The 12,134-nt window shown below is 35.2% G+C and carries 14 protein-coding genes; 13 read left to right on the plus strand and 1 reads right to left on the minus strand.

Features of this window, described 5'->3' with window-relative positions:
• Nucleotides 1–258 precede the first annotated feature (258 nt).
• The 9 genes from AC1Q8L_RS29290 (at nucleotide 259) to rsmI (ending at nucleotide 6,720) form a co-directional block, all read left to right on the plus strand.
• On the plus strand, nucleotides 259–438 hold the full coding sequence (locus AC1Q8L_RS29290; RefSeq protein ID WP_000776279.1) for a sigma factor G inhibitor Gin: 180 nt from the start codon (nucleotides 259–261) through the stop codon (nucleotides 436–438).
• A gap of 71 nt (nucleotides 439–509) precedes the next feature.
• A complete protein-coding gene (locus AC1Q8L_RS29295) occupies nucleotides 510–1,931 on the plus strand; it encodes an aminotransferase class I/II-fold pyridoxal phosphate-dependent enzyme (RefSeq protein ID WP_001073004.1) in 1,422 nt (473 codons plus the stop codon).
• A gap of 1 nt (nucleotide 1,932) precedes the next feature.
• On the plus strand, nucleotides 1,933–2,559 hold the full coding sequence (gene tmk, locus AC1Q8L_RS29300) for a dTMP kinase (RefSeq protein WP_000677220.1): 627 nt from the start codon (nucleotides 1,933–1,935) through the stop codon (nucleotides 2,557–2,559).
• Between the two features lie 35 nt (nucleotides 2,560–2,594).
• The gene (holB, locus tag AC1Q8L_RS29305) at nucleotides 2,595–3,578 is read left to right on the plus strand and encodes a DNA polymerase III subunit delta' (RefSeq protein ID WP_000978578.1); all 984 of its coding nucleotides are present in this window, start codon (nucleotides 2,595–2,597) and stop codon (nucleotides 3,576–3,578) included.
• Between the two features lie 5 nt (nucleotides 3,579–3,583).
• Nucleotides 3,584–4,411, plus strand: coding sequence for a PSP1 domain-containing protein (locus AC1Q8L_RS29310; protein WP_000272429.1), 828 nt, complete (start codon nucleotides 3,584–3,586; stop codon nucleotides 4,409–4,411).
• Between the two features lie 14 nt (nucleotides 4,412–4,425).
• Nucleotides 4,426–4,776, plus strand: coding sequence for a DNA replication initiation control protein YabA (yabA, locus tag AC1Q8L_RS29315; RefSeq protein ID WP_000412063.1), 351 nt, complete (start codon nucleotides 4,426–4,428; stop codon nucleotides 4,774–4,776).
• An 82-nt stretch (nucleotides 4,777–4,858) separates the two neighbouring features.
• The gene (locus tag AC1Q8L_RS29320) at nucleotides 4,859–5,599 is read left to right on the plus strand and encodes a tRNA1(Val) (adenine(37)-N6)-methyltransferase (RefSeq protein ID WP_001055355.1); all 741 of its coding nucleotides are present in this window, start codon (nucleotides 4,859–4,861) and stop codon (nucleotides 5,597–5,599) included.
• Nucleotides 5,586–5,876: a GIY-YIG nuclease family protein gene (locus tag AC1Q8L_RS29325; RefSeq protein ID WP_000414350.1), complete on the plus strand. Its 291-nt coding sequence runs from the start codon at nucleotides 5,586–5,588 to the stop codon at nucleotides 5,874–5,876. Before AC1Q8L_RS29320 ends, AC1Q8L_RS29325 begins: the two co-directional genes overlap by 14 nt.
• Nucleotides 5,845–6,720 carry a 16S rRNA (cytidine(1402)-2'-O)-methyltransferase gene (gene rsmI / locus AC1Q8L_RS29330; RefSeq protein WP_000267824.1) on the plus strand — a complete coding sequence of 292 codons (876 nt, stop codon included), beginning with the start codon at nucleotides 5,845–5,847 and terminating at the stop codon, nucleotides 6,718–6,720. Before AC1Q8L_RS29325 ends, rsmI begins: the two co-directional genes overlap by 32 nt.
• 20 nt (nucleotides 6,721–6,740) lie before the next feature.
• On the opposite strand, the gene abrB is transcribed toward rsmI, so the two are convergent.
• Nucleotides 6,741–7,025 (minus strand): transition state genes transcriptional regulator AbrB, encoded by a 285-nt coding sequence (abrB, locus tag AC1Q8L_RS29335; RefSeq protein WP_000843036.1) that lies wholly within the window; start codon nucleotides 7,023–7,025, stop codon nucleotides 6,741–6,743.
• Between the two features lie 487 nt (nucleotides 7,026–7,512).
• Here abrB and metG point away from each other — a divergent pair, with 487 nt between their 5' ends.
• The 4 genes from metG (at nucleotide 7,513) to rsmA (ending at nucleotide 12,077) form a co-directional block, all read left to right on the plus strand.
• Nucleotides 7,513–9,495 carry a methionine--tRNA ligase gene (gene metG, locus AC1Q8L_RS29340; RefSeq protein ID WP_000134130.1) on the plus strand — a complete coding sequence of 661 codons (1,983 nt, stop codon included), beginning with the start codon at nucleotides 7,513–7,515 and terminating at the stop codon, nucleotides 9,493–9,495.
• Between the two features lie 166 nt (nucleotides 9,496–9,661).
• On the plus strand, nucleotides 9,662–10,429 hold the full coding sequence (locus tag AC1Q8L_RS29345; RefSeq protein ID WP_000895840.1) for a TatD family hydrolase: 768 nt from the start codon (nucleotides 9,662–9,664) through the stop codon (nucleotides 10,427–10,429).
• A 215-nt stretch (nucleotides 10,430–10,644) separates the two neighbouring features.
• Nucleotides 10,645–11,202: a ribonuclease M5 gene (rnmV, locus tag AC1Q8L_RS29350; RefSeq protein ID WP_000692837.1), complete on the plus strand. Its 558-nt coding sequence runs from the start codon at nucleotides 10,645–10,647 to the stop codon at nucleotides 11,200–11,202.
• Nucleotides 11,199–12,077: a 16S rRNA (adenine(1518)-N(6)/adenine(1519)-N(6))-dimethyltransferase RsmA gene (gene rsmA / locus AC1Q8L_RS29355; RefSeq protein ID WP_000651548.1), complete on the plus strand. Its 879-nt coding sequence runs from the start codon at nucleotides 11,199–11,201 to the stop codon at nucleotides 12,075–12,077. Before rnmV ends, rsmA begins: the two co-directional genes overlap by 4 nt.
• Nucleotides 12,078–12,134: the final 57 nt, after the last annotated feature.

The following is a 12,134-nucleotide window of genomic DNA, read 5'->3' on the forward strand; positions in this document are numbered from 1 at the left end:
GGAAGTTAAGCTCTCTAGCGCCGATGGTAGTTGGGACCTTGTCCCTGTGAGAGTAGGACGTCGCCAAGCAACTAAAAACACAAGTCTTTTGACTTGTGTTTTTTTGTATTGTTAAAAAGAATGGGAAAGAAGTAATGGTAATACAAACACGTTGCCCAAGAGTTAATCATATTATATAAGAGATGGGTGTATATTTTTCTGGAAATTGTTAAGGATTAGAAGTATAAAATAGGTTCACTTAAATAGGGAGGGAAGGTTATGAAATTACAAAGTGAAGTTTGTATTGTTTGTGAGACAAAAAGAAAAGAAGGTATATATGTTTATAATAATTTAATATGTTATGAATGTGAAAAGGATATGGTGAATACAGAGACAGATGATCCGAAATATATACATTATTTAAAGCAACTTCGAAAATTAGAAGTATCATATTTTTAAATAGGCATATGCCTATTATTTTTTTTGTTCTGTATAATAGATGGAGAATGAATAATAAGGAAGAGATGTAGATGAATCAAAATCATATGCCTTTATATGAGGCGTTAATCGAGTTTAAAGAAAGAGGGCCGTTATCCTTTCATGTCCCAGGTCATAAGAATGGTTTAAACTTCCCTCAGAAGGCAATAAGAGAGTTTAAAGATATTCTATCTATTGATGTAACTGAGTTAGCAGGACTAGATGATTTGCATAGTCCGTTTGAATGTATAGATGAGGCACAACAATTATTGGCTGAAGTGTATGATACAAAGAAAAGTTATTTTTTAATTAATGGTTCAACAGTCGGGAACTTAGCGATGATTTTGTCTTGTTGTGGGGAACATGATATTGTTCTTGTACAAAGAAATTGTCATAAATCAATTATTAATGGTTTAAAACTAGCGGGAGCAAATCCCATTTTTTTAGATCCATGGATTGATGAAACTTATAATGTACCAGTGGGAGTTCGTAATGAAATTATTAAGAAAGCAATTGGAAAATATCCAAATGCGAAAGCACTCATTCTAACGCATCCTAATTATTATGGTATGGGGATGGATTTAGAGGCAAGCATCGCTTTTGCACATGCACATGAAATCCCTGTTTTGATAGATGAGGCACATGGGGCACATCTTTGTTTAGGAGAACCATTCCCGAAATCAGCGTTAACATATGGTGCAGATATTGTAGTGCATTCTGCACATAAGACATTACCCGCAATGACAATGGGTTCCTATTTACATATAAATAGTCACTTAGTAGACGAAGAGAAGGTTACTACTTATTTAAGTATGCTACAATCTAGTAGTCCATCGTATCCAATTATGGCTTCCTTGGATATAGCACGCTTTACAATGGCGCGTATAAAAGAAGAAGGTCATGGTGAAATTGTTGAGTTTTTACGGAGATTTAAGGAACGGTTACGTTCTATTCCCCAAATCGCCATTTTAGAATATCCGTTGCAAGACGAGTTAAAGGTTACCGTACAAACTCGTTGTCAGTTATCAGGGTACGAATTACAGTCCGTATTTGAAAAGGTCGGTATATATACAGAGATGGCTGATCCGTACAATGTCCTATTTATTTTACCCCTGCAAGCAAATGAGGGGTATATGAAGGTTATAGAGATGATCCGAGTAGCATTGCAACATTATGACGTGAAAGACAAGAGGGAATCTATTCGTTATACTTATAAAGGTGAATTCTCTCCGTTGCCGTATACGTATAAACAACTAGAAAGATATGGAACAAGGATAGTATCTATAGAAGAGGCTGTTGGAATGATAGCGGCGGAAATGGTGATTCCGTATCCACCTGGGATTCCATTGGTTATGTATGGAGAGAGAATTACTTCAGAGCATAAAGAGCAAATTATGTATTTAGAGAGAGCAGGAGCTCGTTTTCAAGGTAATACGAAATATATGAAAGTGTATGATATAGAAAGTAGGTTTTAGGATGAAGGGATTATTTGTAACAATTGAAGGCCCAGAAGGTTCAGGTAAAACAACGTTAATTAAAAGCTTATTGCCATATTTTGAACAAAAAGCACAAAAGGTAATGGCGACAAGGGAACCAGGTGGTATTGCAATTTCTGAGGACATTAGGACGATTTTACATAAACAAGAATATACGATGATGGAAGCACGTACAGAAGCGCTTCTTTATGCTGCTGCGCGCAGACAACATTTAGTAGAAAAAGTTATGCCAGCACTTAATGAGAACTATCTCGTGTTATGTGATCGTTTTATAGATAGTTCTTTAGCATATCAAGGCTATGCAAGAGGATTGGGTATGGATAAGGTATTTGAAATAAATCGTTTCGCAACAGAGGACTGTATGCCTAGTTTAACAATTTATCTAGACATTGAGCCTGAGGTTGGCTTGGCTCGGATTGAAAAAGATGCAGGACGTGAAGTAAATCGACTAGATATGGAAGATATCTCTTTCCATAAACGTGTGCGCGAAGGGTATTTACAAGTTGTAGAACGTTTCTCGGAGCGTATTGTATTGGTAAATGCTGATCAGCCGATGGAAAAACTTATAGAAGAAGTTGTTCAGATTATAGAAGATAAATTGTTATAATAGAAGGAAAGAATGAAATAAGTGAGGTATGCATTATGATGAAGACGTGGGAGCAGCTTTCTGCTATACAACCCATCGGTGTAAAAATGTTGATGAATAGCATTGCAAAAGAGCGTATATCCCACGCTTACTTGTTAGAGGGAGGGAAAGGTACGGGAAAGTTTGCGACAGCAATTCAAATGGCAAAGAGTTTCCTCTGTTCTCAGCGGAATGGAGTAGAGCCCTGTCATGTATGCACAAATTGTAAGCGAATTGATTCAGGTAACCACCCTAACTTACATATTGTAAAACCAGACGGATTATCTATTAAGAAGCAGCAAATTCATGATTTACAAGAAGAGTTTTCAAAAACAGGATTAGAGGCAAATAAAAAGTTATATATTATTGAGCACGCAGATCGTATGACGGCAAATGCGGCAAATACACTTTTGAAATTTTTAGAAGAACCAAGTAGTGATACAACCGCTATTTTACTTACTGAACAAAGTCATCAAATTTTAAATACGATTTTATCTCGTTGCCAAGTTGTTACGTTTAGACCGTTACCTACAGAATCTTTAATTAGAAGATTACAGGAAGAAGGTATTACAGCATCTTTATCGACACTTGCTGCTCAACTCACAAATAGTTTTGATGAAGCTTTAGCTTTATGTAGTGATGAATGGTTTGCACAAGCACGAGCTTTAGTGATAAAATTATGTGAAGCGCTCGAAAAAGATAAAACCTCTATTTTTTTTGTACAAGAAAAATGGGGAAAACACTTTGGAGAGAAAGAACAATTACAGCAAGGGTTAGATATGTTACTCCTTATTTATAAGGATTTACTATATGTTCAACTTGGAGAAGAAGATCGTCTTGTTTTTCATGAGCAGAAAGAGATGTTTGAATCGTTTTCCTATGCTCAGAAGCGCATTGTATCAGCTCTCTTTAATATATTAGAGGCAAAAAATAGAATCAACGCTAATGTAAATGCGCAGCTTGTGTTCGAACAGTTAGTGTTGCGGTTGCAGGAGGGATGACCGTTTTGTATGATGTAGTAGGTGTTCGCTTTAAGAAGGCCGGAAAGGTATATTACTTTGATCCAAATCAGTTCGATATCTCTGAAAATGAGTTTGTTATTGTAGAAACGGTAAGAGGTATTGAATACGGAAAAGTAGTTATTACCAAAAAGCAAGTTGATGAAAACGACGTTGTATTACCGCTAAAAAAGGTTATTCGTATTGCAAATGAAAATGATCGTACCATTGTTGAAGAGAACAAACATGCTGCAAAAGAAGCATATCAAGTCTGTCAGCAAAAGGTAGTAGAGCATAATCTTGATATGAAACTTGTAGATGTAGAGTATACATTCGATCGTAATAAGATTATTTTCTATTTTACTGCGGATGGTCGGATTGATTTCCGCGAACTAGTGAAGGACTTAGCGGCAATTTTTAGAACAAGAATTGAACTAAGACAAATTGGTGTTCGTGATGAAGCGAAGATGCTAGGTGGTATTGGTCCATGTGGTCGTATGCTTTGTTGTTCTACTTTTTTAGGAGATTTTGAACCTGTATCCATTAAAATGGCAAAGGATCAAAATTTATCATTAAATCCTGCAAAAATCTCTGGTTTATGTGGTCGCTTAATGTGTTGCTTAAAATATGAGAATGATGAATATGAGGCAGCAAAGGAACAACTTCCTGATTTAGATCAACGTATACAAACCCCGCATGGTACTGGCCGTGTGATCGGATTAAATATTTTAGAAAGATTAATTCAAGTGGAACTAGTAGACAAGGAACGGATAGTAGAATATACGTTAGATGAGTTAGTGAATAAAGGGGTCGTTTCGAGTCAAACCACAGATTAATGAGGTGGGTGCTTGTGGAGAAAAAAGATATTTTTGAATCGGTTTCTAGTATGGAAGAGCAAATTGGACATTTATACAAACAGTTGGGAGAGTTAAAACAGCATCTTGCAGAGTTGTTGGAAGAAAACCAGCATATAAAAATGGAAAATAACAATTTGCGACACCGTTTTGAAGAAGTGCAGAATAAAGAAAAACAAAAAACTCAAAAGCGTAAAGAAGTGAAGCCGAAGACAGATATTGGTGAAGGCTATGACAATTTAGCGAGACTGTATCAAGAAGGTTTTCATATTTGCAATCTACATTATGGAAGTGTACGTAAAGAGGGAGATTGTTTGTTCTGTCTGTCATTCTTAAATAAAAAGTGAAATTACCTTTCCAATTATAATTGGAAAGGTAATTTTTTATACATGAAATAGGGTAGGTTAAGGGTAAGAAAAGGAGCAGTATATGAATTTATATGAAGATGAACGTTTAGATTACTTATTAGCGCAAGACATGAAGATTATACAAAGCCCATCAGTATTTAATTTTTCTTTAGATGCTGTTTTACTGGCAGATTTTGCATGGGTACCAATTCAAAAGGGGAATTTACTTGATTTGTGTACAGGTAACGCAGTTGTCCCCCTTCTATTAAGTACAAGAACAAAAGGAAAGATTACTGGTGTGGAAATTCAAGAACGCTTATATGATATGGGAGTAAGAAGTGTTCAATATAATGGGCTGGAAGAAAGAATTCACCTCATACATGGAGATTTGAAAGATATGCCAGAGAAACTCGGACGTCATCAATATGATGTTGTTACATGTAATCCACCATATTTTCAAACACCTCAAACTTCAGAGAAAAATATGAATGAACATTTAGCGATAGCTCGTCATGAAATTATGTGTACATTAGAAGATGTTGTATCTGCAAGTAGTCAGTTAGTAAAACAAGGTGGGAAAGTGGCGTTTGTACATCGTCCAGGGCGATTACTCGACATTGTCACATTAATGCGTAAATATAAAATTGAACCAAAGCGTGTGCGATTTGTTTATCCTAAGGTTGGAAAAGAAGCAAATACATTGTTAATTGAAGGAATTAAGGATGGAAATGCAGATTTAAAAATTTTACCACCTCTCGTTGTATATGAGAACAATAACGAATATACAAAGGAGATACGTTCAATTTTATATGGAGAAGAATAAGCATTTTTTTTATGTGGTAGAGTGCTCTGATGGAAGTTATTATGCTGGATATACAAACCATATAGAAAAACGAATACAGACTCATAATAGCGGCAAAGGAGCTAAGTATACACGCGTCAGGCTTCCTGTCGTTTTAAAATATGTAGAGACCCATGATGATAAACGTACAGCTATGCAAGCGGAGTATTACTTTAAGCAATTAACGAGAAAACAAAAAGAGGCATATATGCAAAAAGGAGAACGCTATGTGGCAACAAAAAAGCTTTCAACAAAATGAAAAGGGAGTTTTATATTTAGTACCAACTCCTATTGGAAATTTAGAAGATATGACATTTCGTGCAATCCGAATTTTAAAAGAAGTGGATTTAATTGCTGCTGAAGATACGAGACAAACGAAAAAACTTTGTAATTATTTTGAAATTGAAACACCTGTCACGAGTTATCATGAGCATAATAAAGAAGTAAGTGGAAAGAGAATATTAGAGAAGTTAGAGGATGGAAAGAATGTAGCACTTGTTAGTGACGCTGGTATGCCGTGTATTTCTGATCCGGGTTACGATATTGTTGTTGAGGCAGTAGCTGAGCAATATCATGTAATTCCGCTTCCTGGAGCAAATGCAGCCCTTACAGCATTAATTGCATCCGGTCTTGAAACAAAGCAGTTTTATTTCTATGGTTTCTTGCAGAGAAACAAAAAGGAACGGAAGATGGAGTTAGAAAAGCTTCGTTATGTACAAACTACAATGATGTTTTATGAAGCGCCTCATCGTTTAGATGATACTTTAATTTCGATGCAGGAAGTGTTGGGAAATAGAGAGATTGTATTGTGTCGAGAGTTAACGAAAAAATTTGAGGAATTTATTCGAGGGACAATTCAAGAAGCAATTGAGTGGACGAAGCAAAATGAAGTACGTGGTGAGTTTTGTATTTTAGTAGCTGGTTCAACAGAAGAACCTGCTCCAGAAGAACAATGGTGGGAATCTCTTTCAGTATATGATCATATTGAACACTATATAAATGAAAAAGGTATGAATTCAAAAGAAGCGATTAAAACAGTCGCTAAAGATCGAGATTTGTCGAAAAGAGATGTATATCAAATCTATCATGTCGATAAAAAATAAGCTTCTCATAATTGAGAAGCTTATTTTGCTGTTTCGATATAATCTTGAAGTTCGTTTAAGATTTGCTCAGCGCCTTCTTTGCTTAAGATGATTTTACCTTCAGCTAAAGAAAGGTTACCGTCAGATACTTCACCAGTTACTTGGCAAGTCATGTTTGGTTTATATTTCTTTAAGATGATTTTTTCGTCATCAACATAGATTTCAAGAGCGTCCTTTTCTGCAATACCTAAAGTACGGCGTAATTCGATTGGAATTACTACACGACCTAATTCATCAACTTTACGAACAATACCAGTAGATTTCATAATTTTTTTCCTCCTAAATAAATAGTTTATAAGTTTCGAGTCTATTTTTAGATTCGTCATTTTTCGACAAAATACCCTATGGACATATGATACCAATCATTTACATTTCCGTCAATTCTTAAATTCTATATTTTTTAAAAAGATTTATAGATTTCTTATTTCTTATATATAATAGATTGAGAGGAAATTCCACAATTATTTACAATATTTTCAGAAAAAAATAACAAATTTCAAGTGGAGATTGTATATTTTTTTGAAATATGAGCAATAGATGATAAAGATATCGAGCATTAAGACCCAGAATTCAAAATTAGGTTGGCTTAAAGAAGATAATTGAGATTCGGGCTGCTCGTAAAAGCCCGATTGATGTGGGCTAATAATCAGTGGGGATGAAGAAAAACCCCACTGATTAAAGTTTCACTTTATATATGAGTTTTTGATATACTGTTTATAAATACATATGAGGTTATTCGGGAGGTCCAAAACAATGACAGAGGAAAATAAGTCCTTTTATATTACTACCCCAATTTATTATCCAAGTGGAAAATTACACATTGGACATGCTTATACGACAGTAGCAGGAGATGCAATGGCACGATATAAGCGTATGCAAGGATATAATGTGCATTATTTAACAGGAACTGATGAGCATGGACAGAAGATCCAAAAGAAAGCAGAAGAGTTAAATATTACGCCACAGGCATATGTTGATAATATTGTTGCAGGAATTAAAGAGCTTTGGGAGAAGATGGATATTTCTTATGATGATTTTATTCGTACAACTGAAGATCGTCATAAAGATGTTGTCGAAAAAATCTTTAAGCAATTAGTAGATCAAGGTGACATTTATCTTGATGAATATGAAGGTTGGTATTCTGTACAAGATGAGACGTTCTATACAGAGCACCAATTAGTAGATCCAATTATGGAAGGTGACAAAGTAGTTGGAGGAAAAAGCCCAGATAGTGGTCATGATGTAGAACTTGTTCGTGAAGAATCTTATTTCTTTAGAATGGGTAAATATGTCGACAGACTATTAAAGTTCTATGAAGATAATCCACATTTCATTCAGCCGGAGTCTCGTAAAAATGAAATGATTAATAATTTTATTAAACCAGGATTAGAAGATTTAGCAGTTTCTCGTACTTCATTTGACTGGGGAGTTCGTGTTCCTGGTAACCCAAAACACGTTATTTACGTATGGGTTGACGCATTATCTAACTATATTACGGCGTTAGGTTATGGAACAGCAAATGAAGAGAAATATAAAAAATTCTGGCCTGCAGATGTGCATTTAGTTGGGAAAGAAATCGTTCGTTTCCATACAATTTATTGGCCGATAATTTTAATGGCATTAGATTTACCTCTTCCAAAGAAAGTCTTTGCTCATGGCTGGATTTTAATGAAGGATGGAAAGATGAGTAAGTCAAAAGGAAACGTAGTAGATCCAGTTACATTAATCGATCGTTATGGATTGGATGCATTACGTTATTACTTACTTCGTGAAGTTCCATTTGGATCTGATGGCGTATTTACACCAGAAGGATTTGTGGAGCGTATTAATTTCGACTTAGCAAATGACTTAGGTAATTTATTAAATCGTACAGTAGCTATGATTGATAAGTACTTTAACGGAGAAATCCCTGCATTTAAAGCAAATGTAACAGAATTTGATGAAACGTTAGTAGCGTTTGCACAAGATACTTTGAAAAAAGTAGAAGAAGCAATGGAGAATATGGAGTTCTCTGTAGCGTTAGGATCTATTTGGCAATTGGTTAGTCGTACGAATAAATATATTGATGAAACACAACCATGGGTATTAGCAAAAGATGAGAATGATCGTGAAAAGTTAGCTTCTGTAATGGCTCATTTAGCAGAAGTACTTCGTCAAACAGGTATTATGCTTATGCCATTCTTAACAGTAGCACCAAGCAAGATGTTTGCTCAGCTTGGCCTTACTGATGAGGCTCATAAATCTTGGGAAAGTTTATCTACAATTGGCTGTATTCCAGCTGGAACAAAAGTAGAAAAAGGAAACCCAATTTTCCCTCGTTTAGAAATAGAAGTGGAAGTAGAGTACATTAAAGAACAAATGAAAAGCTCTGCCCCTAAAGTAGAAGAGAAAAAAGAAGAAGAGCCGAAGGCAGAAGAAATTACAATTGATGATTTCTTTAAAGTAGAATTACGCGTAGCTGAAATACTATCTGCTGAACCTGTGAAAAAAGCAGACAAGTTGTTAAAAATTCAACTAGACTTAGGCACAGAAAAGCGTCAAGTTGTTTCTGGAATTGCAAAATTCTATTCGCCAGAAGACCTAAAAGGTAAAAAGGTTATTTGTGTAACAAACTTAAAACCTGTAAAATTACGCGGTGAATTATCGCAAGGTATGATTTTAGCGGGTGAAGAGAATGGCGTATTGTCATTAGCATCAATTGACCAAAATCTACCAAATGGTACAAAAATCAAGTAATTAAGACAAGAAAAGAGATGTTTCACGTGTAACATGTGTGAAGCGTCTTTTTTCTTTTTACATTCTCTATTTTTGCATTAAGATTGTAGTATTGTTATCGTTAAGTTATTAAAGAACTTATTTTTGTAGAATAAACTTGATTTCAATATAAAAGGAGTTATGTATTATGTTGTTTGATACACATTCGCATTTGAATGCAGAGCAATTTGAAGAAGATTTGCAAGAAGTTATTGCCCGAATGAAAGAAGCGGGAGTTACTTATACAGTTGTTGTTGGTTTTGATGAAGTAACGATAAAAAAGGCGATGGAATTAGCTGAAGCTTATGATTTTATTTACGCTGCGGTTGGATGGCATCCAGTTGATGCAATTGACATGACAGAAGAACATTTAGCTTGGTTAGAAGAACTTGCTTCTCATCCTAAAGTCGTTGCACTTGGAGAAATGGGTTTAGATTATCATTGGGATAAGTCTCCAAAAGAAATACAGAAAGAAGTATTTCGTAAACAAATTGCATTAGCGAAAAAAGTGAAATTGCCGATTATTATACATAATCGCGATGCAACTCAAGATATTGTTGATATTCTAGAAGAAGAGAATGCAGCTGAAGTAGGAGGCATTATGCATTGTTTTAGCGGCAGCGTAGAAGTAGCAGAGCGATGTGTTGATATGAACTTTCTAATTTCGTTAGGCGGACCAGTTACATTTAAAAACGCTAAAAAGCCGAAAGAGGTTGCTACGGAGATTCCATTAGAGAAATTGTTAATAGAGACGGATTGTCCATATCTAACGCCGCATCCATTTCGAGGGAAACGAAATGAACCGAGTTATGTAAAACTCGTAGCAGAAGAAATTGCGAATTTAAAAGGTGTTTCTTATGAGGAAGTAGCAGAAATGACAACCAAAAATGCAAAAGCTTTATTTGGTGTTGAATAAAAAAGAATGGGGAAACCTGTTCTTTTTTATTTTGAAAAAACACTAGTAGAAGTGATGAAGAAAATAAATGTGAATGATGAAGTGTTACAATAAGGACAGAGAACAAAGATTTTTCTATTCTATTTTTTAAAATATAAGAATGAGGAAAATAATAATGGAAAAGTCGTCATTTTTTTGTTTTACTAAGTAGAGACGAAACGAGTGTGGAGGCAAGCATGAAAATAAAAGAGATTATCGTTGTAGAAGGTAAAGATGATACAGTTGCGATTAAGCGTGCTGTTGATGCGGATACAATTGAAACGAACGGTTCAGCAATCGGTGATCATGTTATTGAGCAAGTTAAATTAGCGCAGCAAAAAAGGGGCGTTATTATTTTCACAGATCCAGATTATCCTGGAGAGCGTATTCGAAAAATTATTTCTGACAAGGTTCCCGGTTGTAAGCATGCCTTTTTACCGAAGGAAGAAGCGCTTGCTAAAAGGAAAAAGGGAGTTGGGATCGAACATGCTTCTAATGAGTCGATTCGCCGTGCTCTAGAGAATATACATGAAGAAATGGAAGCTTATACAAGTGAAATTAGTTGGAGTGATTTAGTCGATGCAGGCTTAGTGGGCGGAGAAATGGCAAAGAGCCGCAGAGAAAGAATGGGTAAGCTATTAAAGATTGGTTATACAAATGCAAAACAGTTACATAAACGATTACAGATGTTTCAAGTTTCAAAGGAATCATTTGGAGAAGCTTATAAGCAAGTAATACAGGAGGAAAAAAAATGAAGGATATCGCAACGCCAAATCGTACAAAAGACATTGTTGAAAAGTATGGATTTTCATTCAAAAAAAGTTTAGGACAAAACTTTTTAATTGATACAAATGTATTAAATCGTATTGTCGATCATGCAGAAATTGGTTCAGAAAGTGGTGCAATTGAAATTGGACCAGGTATCGGTGCATTAACAGAGCAATTAGCGAAGCGTGCTAAAAAAGTAGTGGCTTTTGAAATTGATCAAAGACTATTACCAATTTTAGATGAGACGTTAGCGCCATATGGTAACGTTACAGTTATTAATAAAGACGTACTAAAAGCGGATGTACATGAAGTATTTAATGAGCAATTTGAAGAAGGGCAAGATGTAATGGTAGTAGCTAACTTGCCATACTATATTACAACGCCAATTTTATTTAAATTGCTTGAAGAAAAGTTACCAGTTCGTGGATTTGTTGTTATGATGCAAAAAGAAGTTGGAGATCGTTTAGCTGCTAAACCTGGAACGAAAGAGTATGGTTCTTTATCGATTGCTATTCAGTATTATACAGAAGTTGAAACAGTTATGACTGTACCGCGTACAGTGTTTGTACCACAGCCAAATGTTGATTCTGCAATTATTCGCCTTCTAAAGCGTCCGAAACCGGTTGTAGAGGTGACAGATGAAACATTCTTCTTTGAAGTAGTACGAGCAAGTTTCGCACAGCGCCGTAAAACTTTGATGAATAATTTATCAAATAATTTAAATGGTTTCCCGAAAGATAAGGAATTATTGGATCGAATTTTAACAGAAGTAGGAATTGATCCAAAGCGAAGAGGCGAAACGCTATCTATTGAAGAGTTTGCAACATTAAGTAATGCATTGGTTCTTCATAAATTATCATAAGAATATGAAAGGGACAGTTCAACTTGAACTGTCCCTTTTGTCACCTTTCTCCCTCTA

The organism is Bacillus sp. GW823-FHT06A11, assembly GCF_058795355.1.